This window comes from Aeromonas sp. HMWF015, from assembly GCF_963878965.1.
Lineage (GTDB): Bacteria > Pseudomonadota > Gammaproteobacteria > Enterobacterales > Aeromonadaceae > Aeromonas > Aeromonas veronii.
The window spans coordinates 1-14,442 of sequence record NZ_CAWNZT010000045.1; the positions used below are offsets into that span (position 1 = coordinate 1).

Annotated in this window: 15 protein-coding genes; 10 read left to right on the top strand and 5 right to left on the bottom strand. The window is 58.9% G+C overall.

What is annotated here, in order from left to right; genetic code table 11:
• The coding region (locus AACS18_RS02275; protein WP_108613613.1) for an EF-Tu/IF-2/RF-3 family GTPase at positions 1 to 1,391 on the top strand (1,391 nt) is incomplete at its 5' end.
• Between the two features lie 249 nt (positions 1,392 to 1,640).
• Here AACS18_RS02275 and AACS18_RS02280 read toward each other — a convergent pair.
• From AACS18_RS02280 to def, 5 genes are all read right to left on the bottom strand, one after another.
• Positions 1,641 to 3,083 carry a TrkH family potassium uptake protein gene (locus tag AACS18_RS02280; RefSeq protein ID WP_108613614.1) on the bottom strand — a complete coding sequence of 481 codons (1,443 nt, stop codon included), beginning with the start codon at positions 3,081 to 3,083 and terminating at the stop codon, positions 1,641 to 1,643.
• Between the two features lie 96 nt (positions 3,084 to 3,179).
• Positions 3,180 to 4,556 (bottom strand): Trk system potassium transporter TrkA, encoded by a 1,377-nt coding sequence (gene trkA / locus AACS18_RS02285; protein WP_033114770.1) that lies wholly within the window; start codon positions 4,554 to 4,556, stop codon positions 3,180 to 3,182.
• A gap of 79 nt (positions 4,557 to 4,635) precedes the next feature.
• Positions 4,636 to 5,928 (bottom strand): 16S rRNA (cytosine(967)-C(5))-methyltransferase RsmB, encoded by a 1,293-nt coding sequence (gene rsmB / locus AACS18_RS02290; protein ID WP_108613615.1) that lies wholly within the window; start codon positions 5,926 to 5,928, stop codon positions 4,636 to 4,638.
• Positions 5,929 to 5,988: 60 nt separating this feature from the next.
• Positions 5,989 to 6,933, bottom strand: a complete 945-nt coding sequence (gene fmt / locus AACS18_RS02295) for a methionyl-tRNA formyltransferase (protein ID WP_108613616.1) — start codon at positions 6,931 to 6,933, stop codon at positions 5,989 to 5,991.
• A gap of 12 nt (positions 6,934 to 6,945) precedes the next feature.
• Positions 6,946 to 7,458: a peptide deformylase gene (def, locus tag AACS18_RS02300; RefSeq protein ID WP_005357510.1), complete on the bottom strand. Its 513-nt coding sequence runs from the start codon at positions 7,456 to 7,458 to the stop codon at positions 6,946 to 6,948.
• Between the two features lie 108 nt (positions 7,459 to 7,566).
• On the opposite strand from def, the gene AACS18_RS02305 reads away from it, so the two are divergent.
• From AACS18_RS02305 to AACS18_RS02345, 9 genes are all read left to right on the top strand, one after another.
• Positions 7,567 to 8,658 (top strand): LysM peptidoglycan-binding domain-containing protein, encoded by a 1,092-nt coding sequence (locus AACS18_RS02305; protein WP_108613617.1) that lies wholly within the window; start codon positions 7,567 to 7,569, stop codon positions 8,656 to 8,658.
• Position 8,659: 1 nt separating this feature from the next.
• Complete coding sequence (dprA, locus tag AACS18_RS02310; RefSeq protein WP_108613618.1) at positions 8,660 to 9,775, top strand: DNA-processing protein DprA; 1,116 nt, start codon at positions 8,660 to 8,662, stop codon at positions 9,773 to 9,775.
• Positions 9,768 to 10,241 (top strand): DUF494 family protein, encoded by a 474-nt coding sequence (locus AACS18_RS02315; RefSeq protein WP_005339699.1) that lies wholly within the window; start codon positions 9,768 to 9,770, stop codon positions 10,239 to 10,241. Before dprA ends, AACS18_RS02315 begins: the two co-directional genes overlap by 8 nt.
• Before the next feature lie 55 nt (positions 10,242 to 10,296).
• Positions 10,297 to 10,854: a DNA topoisomerase family protein gene (locus AACS18_RS02320; protein WP_108613619.1), complete on the top strand. Its 558-nt coding sequence runs from the start codon at positions 10,297 to 10,299 to the stop codon at positions 10,852 to 10,854.
• A gap of 74 nt (positions 10,855 to 10,928) precedes the next feature.
• Positions 10,929 to 11,432 carry a 5-(carboxyamino)imidazole ribonucleotide mutase gene (gene purE / locus AACS18_RS02325; RefSeq protein ID WP_005339704.1) on the top strand — a complete coding sequence of 168 codons (504 nt, stop codon included), beginning with the start codon at positions 10,929 to 10,931 and terminating at the stop codon, positions 11,430 to 11,432.
• 135 nt (positions 11,433 to 11,567) lie between these two features.
• The gene (locus AACS18_RS02330) at positions 11,568 to 12,128 is read left to right on the top strand and encodes a Sua5/YciO/YrdC/YwlC family protein (RefSeq protein WP_076492632.1); all 561 of its coding nucleotides are present in this window, start codon (positions 11,568 to 11,570) and stop codon (positions 12,126 to 12,128) included.
• A gap of 112 nt (positions 12,129 to 12,240) precedes the next feature.
• Positions 12,241 to 13,149 (top strand): oxygen-dependent coproporphyrinogen oxidase, encoded by a 909-nt coding sequence (gene hemF / locus AACS18_RS02335; RefSeq protein ID WP_108613620.1) that lies wholly within the window; start codon positions 12,241 to 12,243, stop codon positions 13,147 to 13,149.
• A gap of 103 nt (positions 13,150 to 13,252) precedes the next feature.
• Positions 13,253 to 14,074 carry a shikimate dehydrogenase gene (gene aroE / locus AACS18_RS02340; protein WP_108613621.1) on the top strand — a complete coding sequence of 274 codons (822 nt, stop codon included), beginning with the start codon at positions 13,253 to 13,255 and terminating at the stop codon, positions 14,072 to 14,074.
• Positions 14,071 to 14,331, top strand: a complete 261-nt coding sequence (locus AACS18_RS02345; protein WP_019445781.1) for a DUF1488 family protein — start codon at positions 14,071 to 14,073, stop codon at positions 14,329 to 14,331. Before aroE ends, AACS18_RS02345 begins: the two co-directional genes overlap by 4 nt.
• Positions 14,332 to 14,442: the final 111 nt, after the last annotated feature.

A 14,442-nucleotide genomic window follows, 5' to 3' on the forward strand; every position in this document is an offset into this window, starting at 1 on the left:
TGGATCAGGTATTCGACCTGTTCGACAACCTGGGCGCGACTGACGAACAGCTGGATTTCAAAGTTGTTTACGCCTCTGCACTGAACGGTTGGGCCACCATGGATCAGGACGTCGAGTCCGAGAACATGGAGCCGCTGTTCCAGGCTATCGTTGACAACGTTGAAGCGCCGAAGGCTGATGCCGAAGGTGGTTTCCAGATGCAGATCTCCCAGCTGGACTACAACTCCTACGTGGGCGTTATCGGTATCGGCCGTATCACCCGTGGTCGCGTCAAGACCAACCAGCAAGTCACCATCGTTGGTGCTGACGGCAAGACCCGTAACGGTAAAGTCGGTCAGGTGCTGGGTTACCTGGGTCTGTCCCGTACTGAAGTTACCGACGCGCAAGCGGGTGACATCATCGCTATCACCGGTCTGGGCGAGCTGAAAATCTCCGACACAATCTGTGACAATGGTGCCGTTGAAGCCCTGCCGCCGCTCTCCGTTGACGAGCCGACCGTGAACATGACCTTCCAGGTCAACACCTCACCGTTCGCCGGTAAAGAAGGCAAGTTCGTGACCTCCCGTAACATTCTGGAGCGTCTGAATCAGGAGCTGGTCCACAACGTGGCCCTGCGCGTGGAAGAGACTGATGATCCGGACAAGTTCCGTGTATCCGGTCGTGGTGAGCTGCACCTGTCCATCCTGATCGAAAACATGCGTCGCGAAGGTTACGAACTGGCTGTATCCCGTCCGGAAGTAATCCTGCGTACCGTTGACGGCGTTCTGCAAGAACCGTTCGAAACCGTGACTGTGGACGTTGAAGAAGCGCATCAGGGTTCTGTCATGGAGCAACTGGGTCTGCGTAAAGGCGAAATGACCAACATGACGCCGGATGGCAAGGGTCGTGTCCGTCTTGACTTCATGATCCCGAGCCGTGGCCTGATCGGCTTCCAGACCGAGTTCATGACCATGACCTCCGGTACCGGTCTGCTCTACCACACCTTCGACCATTACGGTCCGCACAAGGGTGGCAGCATCGGCGAGCGTCAGAACGGCGTGCTGATCTCCAACGCAACCGGTAAGGCCCTGACCTACGCCCTGTTCGGTCTGCAAGACCGCGGTCGTCTGTTCATCGGTCACGCGACCGAAGTGTACGAAGGCCAGGTGATCGGTATTCACTCCCGTTCCAACGACCTGACTGTTAACTGCCTGAAGGGCAAACAGCTTACCAACATGCGTGCCTCCGGTACCGACGAAGCTCAAGTGCTGACTCCGCCGATCCGCATGACTCTGGAACAGGCTCTCGAGTTCATCGACAACGACGAACTGGTAGAAGTGACTCCGAAGAACATCCGTATCCGCAAAAAATTGCTGACCGAGCTGGATCGTAAGCGCTCTGGCCGTGGTTAATGCCATGAGCTGAGTCTCGGCAGCCCTCGCGGCTGCTGACGGTTCACTGATAAACGGACCCAAACCTCTGGTTTGGGTCCGTTTTTTTATGCTTGTGAACCGCTCTGGTCATCCTGGTGAGGTTGTTCAGGCCATCAGCAATGGATGATGAGTGGGCTGATAAGCGGTGAGCGAAAGTCGTGGGGATGGGTGAGATAAAAAAGCCGCAGCGGGTGAACGCTGCGGCTTTTTGCTGGCATGCAGAAGGGGTTACTGGCGCCAGAAGGAGGGGAAGAAGAGTACGGCGACCGTCAGGATCTCTAGCCGTCCCAGCAGCATGCCAAACGACAGTAGCCACTTGGCTGATTCCGGCAGGCTGGCAAAGTTGGTGCTGGGGCCAACCACAGGGCCCATGCCTGGGCCGACGTTGGCGACGGCGGTGATGGAGCTGGAGATGGAGGTGAGGGGATCGAGCCCGATGGCGGCCAGCAGCGCGGCGATCACCAGAATGATGGCGAAGTAGGCCAGCACGAAGGATATCATCGAGCGAATGATGGCGTCGTTGACCGGGCGGCCGTTGTATTTCTGCGGGAACACGGCTGAGGGGTGCATCAGCTGGCGCATCTGCTTTCTGAACAGGGCGAAGGCCACCTGCACCCGGAAGATCTTCAGACCACCCGCAGTGGAGCCGGAGCAGGCTCCCAGCGCCAGCAGCACGATGAAGACGATGCTGGCGAGCGGGCCCCAAGTGCCGAAGTCACCGAGACCGAAGCCGGTGGTGGTGAGTACCGAGACGATGTTGAAGCAGCTGATGCGCAGGGCATCCATAAAGCTGAACAGATCCCGCTGCCACAGATAGAGGGTCATGATGACAGTGACCCAGACCACCAGCCAGAAGAAGCCGCGCACCTGGGCATCCTTGAACAGGCTGTAGTCCCTGTGGTTGAGGCTTTGCACATAGAGCAGGAAGGGCAGGCCGCCGAGGAACATGAACAGGGTGCCAATCCAGTGTGCCGAGTTGGAGAAGTGGGACATGGATTGATCGGAGGTGGAGTAGCCGCCGGTACTGAGGGTGGTCATGGCGTGGTTGATCGCCTCGAACATGTTCATGCCGCTGGCCCAATAGGCCATGAAGCAGAGCATGGAGAGCACCAGATAGACCACAACGATGTTGTTGGCCACCGTCTTGGCCCGCGGTGCGCTTTTGTCTGACCAGTCCGAGCTCTCGGTCTGGAACAGCTTCATGCCGCCGACGTTGAGGTAGGGCAGTACGGCAACCGCCATCACGATAAAGCCGACCCCGCCCAGCCACTGCAGGATAGAGCGCCACAACAGGATGCTGTGGGCCATGTTGTCGAGGCCGGAGAGCACGGTGGAGCCGGTGGTCGTTACCCCCGACATGGTCTCGAAGTAGGCGTCGGTAAAGTTGATGTGAGTGATGAAGACAAAGGGCAGGGCGCCGAAGGCACAGGCCACCACCCAGACCGAGGTGGTGAGCAGGAACATCTCCCGCACCCCCAGATGAAATTCCGCTTTGCGGCCGTAGTGGAGGCAGAGCAGGGCGGCGCCGTGGGTGATGAGCACCGATTTGAGAAACTCGACAAATCCCTCTGACCCTGTGAGCAGTGCCAGCAAGGTGGGCAGCCACATGAAGAGCGCCAGCTTGGAGAGCACCAGCCCCAGGGTGAAGATAATGGGACGCAGCTTGATCATGTTCGATAACCTGGTCGTTGATTAACAAAAGACCCGGACCATCCCCCTGGTGGGGCTGAGCCGGGTCTGGCGTGACAGTGAGCGGCCATGGGCCCGTTACAGGAAGAAGGGGCTGGGCTGGAACAGCCGTTCCACTTCCGGGATGTACTTTTTGTCCACCAGGAACATGACCACGTGGTCATCCTGCTGGATCCTGGTGCGATCGTGAGCGATCAGCACCTCATCCCCACGCACCACGGCACCAATTGTGGTGCCCGGCGGCAGCTTGAGTTCGCCCACCGTCTTGCCGACCACCTTGGAGGTGTTCTCGTCGCCGTGGGCGATCGCCTCGATCGCCTCGGCAGCACCGCGGCGCAAGCTGTAGACGTTGGCGATATCGGCCCGGCGCACGTGGGTCAGCAGGGCCGAGATGGTGGCCTGCTGCGGCGAGATGGCGATATCGATGGAACCGCCCTGTACCAGATCGACGTAGGCACCGCGCTGGATCAGCACCATGGTCTTCTTGGCGCCCATCTTCTTGGCGAGCAGGGCCGACATGATGTTGGCCTCATCCTCGTTGGTCACGGCGATGAAGACGTCGATCTGGTCGATATGTTCCTCGGCCAGCAACTCCTGATCCGCCGCATCGCCGCAGAAGACGATGGTGTTCTCCAGCAGTTCGGAGAGCTGCTCCGCCCGCTTCTGGTTACGCTCGATAAGCTTGACGCTGTAGCGCTTTTCCAGCTGACGGGCGAGGCCGGCGCCGATGTTGCCGCCACCGACGATCATGATGCGGCGGTAGGGGCTCTCGAGGCGCTGCAGCTCAGACATCACGGCGCGGATATGACCCGCGGCGGCAACGAAGAAGACCTCGTCATCCGCCTCTATGATGGTGGTGCCTTGCGGGCGGATGGGGCGCCCCTGACGGAAGATGGCTGCCACCCGGGTCTCGATGTTGGGCATGTGCTCTCGCAGGGTGGAGAGGGCATTGCCCACCAGCGGGCCGCCGTAGTAGGCCTTGACCGCCACTAAACCTACTCTACCGCCAGCAAAATCAACAACCTGCAGGGCCCCCGGATACTCGATGAGCCGACGCACATAGTCAGTTACCAGCTGCTCCGGCGCGATCAGATGGTCCACTGGTACCGATTCCGGCAGGAACAGGCGATCCCGTTCGGTCAGATAGGCTGGCGAGCGGATCCGCGCCACCTTGTTCGGGGTGTTGAACAGGGAGTAGGCCACCTGACAGGCGATCATGTTGGTCTCGTCACTGTTGGTGACGGCGACCAGCATGTCGGCATCCTGAGCACCCGCTTCGCGCAGCACCTTGGGGTGGGCGCCGTGACCGTTGACCACCCGCAGGTCGAACTTGTCCTGCAGTTCGCGCAGGCGTTCGCTGTCGGTGTCGACGATGGTGATGTCGTTGTTCTCCCCGGCCAGGTTCTCGGCCAGGGTGCCGCCGACTTGGCCGGCTCCCAAAATGATGATTTTCATAGGGAACGTCTACTCACGTTGAGGCAGTAAAGGGGCATGCCGCCAGCATGGCGATTGCCCCGGAAGAAGCATGTCAGCGTCACAGCTTGACCAGTTTGGCGTAGTAGAAGCCATCCATCTCGGCTTCACCCGGCAGGAACTGGCGACCCGGGCAATCCGGGGTGTCCTGTTCGTGTAACGGTACCAATTTGGCATCTTTGGTCGCGGCAAGGAAGGCGCGGATCTGTTCGCGGTTCTCTTCCGGCAGGACGGAGCAGGTGGCGTAGAGCAGGGTGCCGCCGCTTTTCAACTTGCCCCAGAGGGCATTGAGAATGCGGCGCTGCAGCTCGGCCAGCTCGCGAATGTCCTGATCTCGGCGCAGCCACTTGATGTCGGGATGGCGACGGATCACGCCGGTGGCGGAGCAGGGGGCATCCAGCAGGATGCGGTCGAACTGACCCTCCAGCCACCACTGTTCCGGTGCCGCGGCATCGCCATGGATCACCTTGGCGGTCAGGCCGATGCGGTCCAGGTTCTCCTGCACTCGCTTGAGGCGGTTTTCGTCGGCATCGACGGCAACCACGCCAGCCAGCTTGGGTTGCCGCTCCAGCAGGTGGGCAGTCTTGCCACCGGGGGCCGCGCAGGCATCCAGTACCCACTCACCCGGTTGCGGGTCGAGCAGGGCGGCCGCCTGTTGTGCTGCACCATCCTGTACCGAGCAGTCACCGACCTCGAAGCCGGGCAGCTTGGTCACATCGCAAGGACGCTCCAGCAGGATGCAATCCTCGCCTTCTTCACCGGCTACCGCATTGATGCCGACTTCAGCCATGCGAGCCAGCATGGCATCGCGGCTCTGGCGCTGGCTGTTGTTGCGGATCCACATGGGGGGACGCTGGTTGTTCGCCTCCATGATGAATTCCCACTCATCGTGATAGGCCTGACGCAGGCGCTTGGTGAGCCACTCCGGATGACCGAGGCGAATGCTGGGAACACGGTCAATACGCAGCAGAATGACTTCGGCGCTGCGCTGGAAGTTGCGCAGCACGCCGTTGATGAGGCCACGCAGGGAGGTGCCCTTGAGCAGTTTGACGGCGTTGACGGTCTCGGCCACCGCGGCGTGAGCCGGAATGCGGGTGTAGATGAGCTGATAGAGACCGACCAGGATGAGGTAGTGGAAAATGCGGCTCTTGTTCTTGAGCGGCTTGTCCATCATCTCGTTAACTGCCGCATCGAGGCGGGGCAGCCAGCGCAGGGTGCCGTAGCAGAGTTCTTGCAGGAGAGCGCGATCACGGGGCGCAACTTTCTCCTGGGCAGCAGGCAGAACAGCGGAGAGGGATTGACCCTGATCCAGCACCTGTTGAATAACGAGAGCGGCCTGTGCACGTGTTTTCATAGAGTTACCTTAGATGCGCAAGTCGGGGCCTGGGCCCCGCTTGTGTCAATTCAATCCAGTTCAATTCAATTGCGTGCCGGGTTCAAACCAGTCGCGGCGAGAGTTGAGCAGATCCGAAACGGACATGGCCTTCTTGCCGGGCGGTTGCAGGGTCAGTAGGCGCAGCACCCCTTTGCCGGTAGCGATATCAATCCCCTGCTTGTCGGCCTTGAGCAGGGTGCCGGCGGGTTGGCTGTGGTCGCTGTCAATGACTGAGGCTTGCCATACCTTGACGGTCTGGTCAGCCACTTCAAACCAGCTGATGGGCCAGGGGTTGAACGAGCGGATGCAGCGTTCGATGGCAACAGCCTCCATCGACCAGTCGATGCGGGCCTCTTCCTTGGAGAGCTTTTCGGCGTAGTTGGCCAGCGCATCATCTTGCGCCTCGGCAGCGGTTTCACCGGCGGCCATGGCATTGATGGTGTCGACCAGCGCCTGCGGGCCCAGCTCGGCCAGCTTGTCATAGAGGCTGGCGGAGGTGTCATCGGCGGCGATGGGGCAGCTCACCTTGCGGATCATTGCGCCGGTATCCAGCCCTACATCCATCTGCATGATGGTGACGCCGGTTTCGCTATCACCCGCCCAGATGGCGCGCTGGATCGGCGCGGCACCGCGCCAGCGTGGCAGCAGTGAACCATGGACGTTGATGCAGCCCAGACGCGGGGTATCGAGCACCACCTTGGGCAGGATCAGGCCGTAGGCCACGACGACCATCAGGTCGGCACCCAGAGCAGCCAGTTCGGCTTGCGCCTCTTCCTTGCGCAGGGAGGCGGGCTGGTAAACCGGCAGATTGTGGCTCAGGGCCAGCTCTTTGACCGGGCTGGCGGTGAGCTTCTGGCCACGGCCAGCAGGCTTGTCAGGCTGGGTATAAACGGCAACGACCTCGTGGTCGGAAGACAACAACGCCGCCAGGTGACGGGCGGCGAAGTCGGGAGTACCGGCAAAAATCAGTTTCAGCTTATTCAATGGGGCAGATCCTCAGAGGACTTTGCGATCTTCACGGGCCATCTTTTCCAGCTTCTGGCGAATGCGCTGGCGCTTGAGCGGGGACAAGTAATCCACAAACAGCTTGCCGACCAGATGATCCATCTCATGCTGGATGCAGATGGCGAGCAGATCGTCGGCTTCCAGCTCGAATGGCTTGCCGTTGCGATCCAGAGCGCGGATTTTGATCTGTTCGGCGCGAGGCACCAGAGCACGGCTGCCGGGCACGGAGAGGCAACCCTCTTCAATGCCGGTGCTGCCGCACTGCTCGATGACCTCCGGATTGATCAATACCAGAGGATCTTCACGGTTTTCAGAGACATCGATCACTATGATGCGCTGGTGAATGTCGACCTGAGTCGCGGCCAGGCCAATGCCTTCCTCCGCGTACATGGTTTCGAACATATCATCTACAATCTGTTGTAACTCGGGTGTAAAGGTCTCGACAGGGGCTGCAACGGTGCGCAGGCGCTCATCGGGAAAACGCAATACATCTAGAATGGCCATAGTTTTTTCTTTAGTTTCGTATAAATGCAGTCAATATTGGCGTAATTCTAGTCATTTACGCCGACAAAAAACAGCAACACTTTGCGTACAGAAGTAACAGGGAGTGTTATGTATCTGAAGCAAACCATCCTCGCCTGCCTGCTGGTGACCGTGAGTCAGGCAGCATTGGCCGATCAGCTCAGGCTGAAAGCGGGTTACCCCGAAAGTTATATAGTGCAAAAAGGCGACACCCTGTGGGATATCTCCGGCAAGTATCTTTCCGAACCCTGGCTTTGGCCACGTCTCTGGAACATCAATCCGCAGATAGCCAATCCTCACTGGATCTACCCCGGTGATGTACTGCATCTGAGCTGGGTCAATGGTGAACCACGACTCGGCAAGGCGATGCAGGGTGGCAAGCAAGTCATCCGTCTCGGCCCGAAAACCCGTTACGAGAACAAAGCCAACCCCATTCCGACCCTGCCTATCAGCGAGATCGGCCCCTTCCTGCAAACTGACCATATTCTGGCTGACAGCCAGCAGCAGAAAACCTTGCCCTATCTGCTGGGGTCGGATCAGAAACATATCGGCATGCTGGAGGGGGACACCCTCTATGTGCAGGGCTCCCTGACGCCGGGGCAGGTCTATGGCATTTATCACCCCGGTGTGGTCTACAAGGATCGCGAAACCGGTGAACTGCTGGGCCAGGAAGCGATCTTTGCCGGTGTGGTGCGGGCCGTGGCGCGTCTTGATGGCGATCGGACTGAAGTGACCCTCACTCATAACCAGCGCGAAGTGCTGCAGGGCGACAAGGTGATGCCGCTGCCCGCTCAGGAGAACATGCCCGCCGTCTTTACACCGAAGGCTGCACCCGCTATCACGCCGGGCTATATCATCGATTTGCCGAACAAGACCCGGGGCGGTGGCAAGTTTGATGTGGTGCTGATCAACCGGGGTGGCCGCGATCAACTGGTCGCCGGGGATGTACTGGATGTCAGACGGCCCGGTGCTGCTCTGGTCACCAAGAATGGCGATGTACAGTACAAGGAGCTCTCGTCGGTTTTTAACCGGGTGTTTTACAGCAGCAACAAGAAGGCACCACTGCCCTCTGAAGCGATTGCCCGTGTCATGTTGTTCAAGGTGTATGACAAGCTGAGTTACGGTCTCATCATGCAGAGTAACGACATGGTGAGTGCGGGTTATCAGGTCACTCACTTCTGACGTGAACTACCCCGACGCACGTCTGGCGCTCTGGCTCACTCTCGATGCGGTCACCGGTATTGGTCCGGTGACCGCTGCACGTCTGTTGGAGCGGGCCGGGGGAAGTATTGATGCCCTGTTCCAGAGCGATGAAGCTCAACTGCATGGTATGGGGCTGTCGTCAGAGCAGATCAAACAACTGCGCTGGCCCTCGCCGGTGGTTGAGCAGAGCCTGGCTTGGGCCGATTTGCCTGACAATCTTCTTATTCCGCAAGATCACCCGATTTATCCACCCTTGTTGCGGGAAATTCCCGCGGCACCCCTGCTGCTCTACTGTCGTGGCGATCTTGCTGCGATGTCGCTACCCCAACTGGCAATGGTGGGGACACGCCATCCTACCTATGCAGGCAAAGATAATGCCTCCCGCCTCTGTAGCGAGCTGGTTGGATGCGGGTTAGCCATCACCTCGGGCCTTGCGCTCGGTATCGATGGTGTCTGCCATCAGCAAGCGCTGGCTTGTGGCGGTATCACCCTTGCCGTGTTGGGTTCCGGGCTGGATTGCCTCTACCCCAAACGCCACCAGGGGCTGGCAGGCCAGATTCTGGAGAGTGGTGGTTTGCTTATCTCCGAGCTGGCGCCGGATAAAGGACCGCTGGCTGAACATTTTCCTCGTCGCAACCGTATTATCAGTGGTCTGTCGCTGGGAACTCTGGTGGTGGAGGCGACCGAGCAGAGCGGTTCGCTGATCACCGCTCGCTATGCGCTTGAACAGGGGCGCGAAGTGTTTGCGGTACCCGGCGCCCCGCAAAATGCCCAGGCGATAGGGTGCAACAGATTAATTCAGCAGGGGGCCAAACTTGTGCTGAGTGCGGCCGATATAGTGGAAGAGCTGCCAGAGTGGGTCGCACGGCCAGATCCGTCGGTTACATCATCTGAGCAACCGCATAATAGCGAATTGCCTTATGCCGATTTGTTGGATAACGTAGATTATGAGACCACGAGCGTGGATACCGTTGCCGAGCGGGCCCAGCTTCCTGTCGAAGTGGTATTGGGCAGGTTGGTAGAGCTGGAGCTGGCCGGTGCAGTGATGGCGGTAGCCGGTGGATACGTCAGAGCGAGGAGGGCGAATCATGTTTGATGTATTGATGTACCTTTTCGAGACCTACATCCACAGCGATGCAGATGTGATGGTCGAGCAGGATGAGCTCACCGACGAGTTGAGCCGGGCCGGTTTCGATAAAGAAGAGATCGACAAGGCGCTCGACTGGCTGGAGCGGCTGGCCAATCTGCACGATAGCGAGCGGGAGGTCTATGTCACCGCCAGCGCGCAAGGCTCGATGCGTATCTATGCTCCGCAAGAGCTGGCACGCCTCAGCACCGAGTGCCGCGGCTTCCTGCTCTTTCTGGAACAGGCCCAGGTGCTGAATGCCGAAACCCGCGAGATCTGTATCGAGCGCCTGCTCGAGCTGGACAAGCCGGATATCGAGCTGGATGACCTGAAGTGGGTGGTCATGATGGTGCTGTTCAACGTACCGGGCAGTGAAAATGCCTACCAGCAGATGGAAGAGCTGGTGTTTGATGAGTCAGACGGCGTCATTCACTGACAGTCCGGTGCCGCGCTGGTAGAATTCAGGCCATCTGGATTTCAAGGCGCGGCCCATGTCAAAAATCGATCATCACCTCTTTTCAGCCCACGAACATGCCTTCGAGTGCGAGCCGTGCCCGCAGTGCGGGGCCGAGCTGGTGATCCGCCAGGGCAAACATGGCCCCTTTCTCGGCTGTTCTGCCTATCCCGCCTGTGATTACATTCGCTCCCTGACGCCATCCGGCCGCGACATCGAAAAGGTGCTCGAAGGCTCTGCGTGTCCCGATTGCGGAGAGCCGTTGGCGATAAAGAAGGGGCGTTACGGTCTGTTTGTCGGTTGTACCCAGTATCCGGCCTGTCAGCACATCGAATCCCTGCAGGAGAGCGATGATACCCAGATCCTCTGTCCCGAGTGTGGCAAGGGGCATCTGGTGAGCCGCACCTCCCGCTACGGCAAGCAGTTTTACTCTTGTGATGGCTATCCACACTGCAAATATGTGGTGAACGACAAACCGATCCCCATGCCTTGCCCCGCGTGTGGCTGGGGCATCATGGTGGAAAAAAAAGTGAGGGGAACTCTGCGTTGGGTCTGTCCGCAAAAGAAATGCGGCCACCAAAGTGAGCAGGTATAATCCCGCCGCCGCAACCGGATTGAAACGTTTTCGGTGAACTTCAACCCCCCACTTGGAGTAAGGAAATTCCCACCATGAATAAACCCTTTGTTGCCGTATTGATGGGCTCTGATTCTGATTTCCCCGTGATGCAGACCACCCTCGAGGTGCTCAAGTCATTTGATATCGCAGTGGAAGTCAAAGTCACCTCCGCGCACCGCACGCCGGCTGCGACTCATCAGTATGTGACCGATGCCGAGGCCCGTGGCTGCAAGGTCTTTATCTGTGCTGCCGGTCTGGCGGCGCATCTGGCGGGTGCCGTTGCCGGCATCACGACTCGTCCCGTGATCGGGGTGCCCATCGATGGTGGCCCGCTCAAGGGGCTGGATGCGTTGCTCTCCACCGTGCAGATGCCGGGTGGTGTACCGGTAGCGACCGTGGCGATCGGCAAAGCCGGTGCCAAGAACGCAGGTTATCTGGCAGCCCAGATGCTGGCGGTAGCCGATGATGAACTGGCGGCCAAGGTTCGGGCCGAACGCCAGAAGAATGCCGAAGAGGTGATGGCCAAGGATGCCGCCCTGCAGGCTCAACTCAAGTAAGTGAACGGGTGGCGATCCGGATGTGTCGTATTTTTCCTGTGCAACAGCAAAACGTCACTTTGCCATGGTCGCCGCCATACGGATTCAACTTGCTACTAAGTGACGAGACGGCAGCCTGGCTGCCGCATTTTTCCTATGCCAAATGAATTTGAACAGGCGGTTGCTGCCCTCCAACAGGAAGGGGTGATTGCTTATGCGACCGAGGCCGTGTTTGGTCTGGGTTGTGATCCCGACTCCGAAGTTGCGGTGCAGCGACTGCTGGCCATCAAGCAGCGTCCGGTAGAGAAGGGGTTGATCCTGATTGCTGCCGACATGGCACAGCTGCAGGACTACATCGATCTGAGCCAACTTAGCGGTGAGCAACTGGCTCGGGTTGAAGCCAGCTGGCCCGGTCCTTTTACTTGGATCATGCCTGCCCGTGCAACGACGCCGGCCTGGCTGACCGGGCAGTTCGAGACACTGGCGGTGCGCGTGACGGCTCATCCTCAGGTACAGGCGTTGTGCCGTGCCTTTGGCAAGCCGCTGGTCTCTACCAGCGCCAACCTGACCGGTGAGGAGCCTGCCCGTCGAGTGGCCGATATCGGTGAGCGGCTGGCAAGCAAGTTAGCCTATATCCTGCCCGGTGAAGTGGGTGGTCAAGCTAACCCATCCGAGATCAAGGACGCCCGAACCGGCGCCATTATTCGCCCCTCCTGAGCAGGCGGATACGTCATGATTTGTTATCAATCCGCTGAGCGGTGAGCTCATCGGATTGATTTAACTATAAAAATGGACAGGGCGTTCACGATCCTGCCTGACTGGAGACAAGATGAGCAAACCGGATGTGGCCCAGGTCAAGGCCTTCCTGTTGCAGTTGCAGGACGAGATCTGCCGTGGTCTGGAGCAGGCCGATGGCAGTGGACACTTTGTGGAAGATGCCTGGAGCCGTGAAGGCGGTGGTGGCGGACGCACCCGCGTGCTGCGCCACGGCGCGGTGATCGAGCAGGGGGGCGTCAACTTCTCCCATGTCTATGGCGATGCTATGCCTGCCTCTGCTACGGCCCATCGGCCAGAGTTGGCCGGTCGCAAGTTCGAGGCGATGGGCGTGTCGCTGGTGATCCATCCGCACAACCCCTATGTGCCTACCAGCCACGCCAACGTCCGTTTCTTCATCGCCGAGAAAGAGGGTGAAGAGCCCATTTGGTGGTTTGGCGGTGGCTTCGATTTGACGCCCTTCTACCCGTTTGCCGAGGATGTCCAGCACTGGCATCAGGTCTCTCGTGATCTCTGCCAGCCCTTTGGTGATGAGATCTACCCCGAGTTCAAATCCTGGTGTGATCGCTACTTCTTCCTCAAACACCGCAACGAGACGCGAGGGGTGGGCGGTCTCTTCTTCGACGATCTGAATCGCTGGCCCTTTGCCGACTGCTTTGCCTTTATGCAGGCGGTAGGTCGGGGTTATCTCGATGCCTACCTGCCGATCATCGAACGACGCAAGGCGCTGCCCTATGGCGAGCGGGAGCGGGAGTTCCAGCTCTATCGTCGCGGCCGTTATGTGGAGTTCAATCTGGTGTATGACCGTGGCACCCTGTTCGGGCTGCAGACAGGCGGACGTACCGAGTCGATCCTGATGTCGATGCCACCGCTGGCACGTTGGGAGTATGACTGGCAGCCGAAGGCGGGCACTCCTGAAGCCTTGCTCTACACCGATTACCTCACGCCGCGAGAGTGGCTGTGACCCGAGGGACCATGATGGTCCCTTTTTACTGGCCGTTATTCGGCTTGTTCCCGAGTGCGAAAACCCGTTAAATCGGAATATTGCCCTCTGATGGAACTCTTTGATGGATCGTTATCTGGTTTTTGGCCACCCGGTGCGCCACAGCAAGTCCCCCTTCATTCACACCCTGTTTGCCAGACAAACCCAGCAAGAGCTGGAGTATGGGCTGGCTGAACCCGCCGTCGACGAGTTTGCCCAAGCCCTGTGCACCTTCTTTGACCAAGGGGGCAAGGGGTGCAATGTCACAGTTCCCTTCAAGGAGCAGGCATTTACCCTAGTCGATCAATTGAGCTCGAGGGCCAAGCGGGCGCGCGCGGTCAATACCATCAAGCTGACCGATGATGGCGTGCTGCTGGGGGACAACACCGATGGCGCAGGGCTAGTTGCCGACCTCAAGTCCCACGGCGTGACGCTGGCGGATAGCCGGATCCTGCTGCTGGGGGCCGGTGGCGCGGCTCGTGGTGCATTGGCGCCGCTGCTGGCTGAGTTGCCGAGCGAGCTGGTGATCGCCAACCGCACCCACACAAAAGCGCAACAGTTGGCTGCCGAATTCTGCGATCTGGGGCCTGTGACTGCCCAGACCTATGAGCTGTTGGCTGGTCCGTTCGATCTCGTTATCAATTCGACTTCTGCCAGTCTGCAGGGTGAGCTGCCGCCGCTGGCTCCCGGTCTTATCCACGCCGACATTGCTATCTACGACATGATGTATGGTGCAACGGATACCCCCTTCATTGGCTGGGCCAAGCAGCATGGGGCCCGTCAAACCATGGATGGACTCGGCATGCTGGTGGAACAGGCCGCCGAAGCGTTTACCGTGTGGCGCGGAATTCGTCCCGGGACTAAGCAGGTATTGAGAGAGTTGAAGCGTAACTTGGGGGTGATATGAACCAGGGTATTCTGTTTCCCGACCTGATGGAGTGGCAGGCTGACGAACAGCGGGTGCGTTTTCCTGCCCAGCAGATGGGGGCGCTGATAGATTGTTACATCAGCCAGCGGCGACTGGAGAGAATGACAGGCCTGGCGCTGACGAGAGAGGATGACATCGTCAGAGCCTTCGAAAGTGTACGTTTTGACATTGAAGATATGGCTGAAAAACTCATTGAAGAACAAGAGTTTGCTGAAGATGGTGCTATCTACCTCTGATTTTTCAAAGTTTTTTTGTTTTGTAGCGGAACTACTTTGAAATAACGCTGACTAACTAGATAGTTGAGGAAGTGCTAGCTAGTCACCTTTATAACTCCCCGGTATTCGTAC

Bases quoted from the DNA above. Each gene is read 5' to 3' on its own strand.
- purE (WP_005339704.1), top strand. From the start codon at position 10,929: ATGAATAAACCCTTTGTTGCCGTATTGATGGGCTCTGATTCTGATTTC.
- hemF (WP_108613620.1), top strand. From the start codon at position 12,241: ATGAGCAAACCGGATGTGGCCCAGGTCAAGGCCTTCCTGTTGCAGTTG.
- AACS18_RS02320 (WP_108613619.1), top strand. From the start codon at position 10,297: ATGTCAAAAATCGATCATCACCTCTTTTCAGCCCACGAACATGCCTTC.
- AACS18_RS02280 (WP_108613614.1), bottom strand. From the start codon at position 3,083: ATGATCAAGCTGCGTCCCATTATCTTCACCCTGGGGCTGGTGCTCTCC.
- def (WP_005357510.1), bottom strand. From the start codon at position 7,458: ATGGCCATTCTAGATGTATTGCGTTTTCCCGATGAGCGCCTGCGCACC.
- aroE (WP_108613621.1), top strand. From the start codon at position 13,253: ATGGATCGTTATCTGGTTTTTGGCCACCCGGTGCGCCACAGCAAGTCC.
- trkA (WP_033114770.1), bottom strand. From the start codon at position 4,556: ATGAAAATCATCATTTTGGGAGCCGGCCAAGTCGGCGGCACCCTGGCC.
- AACS18_RS02305 (WP_108613617.1), top strand. From the start codon at position 7,567: ATGTATCTGAAGCAAACCATCCTCGCCTGCCTGCTGGTGACCGTGAGT.
- AACS18_RS02315 (WP_005339699.1), top strand. From the start codon at position 9,768: ATGTTTGATGTATTGATGTACCTTTTCGAGACCTACATCCACAGCGAT.
- rsmB (WP_108613615.1), bottom strand. From the start codon at position 5,928: ATGAAAACACGTGCACAGGCCGCTCTCGTTATTCAACAGGTGCTGGAT.
- AACS18_RS02330 (WP_076492632.1), top strand. From the start codon at position 11,568: ATGCCAAATGAATTTGAACAGGCGGTTGCTGCCCTCCAACAGGAAGGG.
- AACS18_RS02345 (WP_019445781.1), top strand. From the start codon at position 14,071: ATGAACCAGGGTATTCTGTTTCCCGACCTGATGGAGTGGCAGGCTGAC.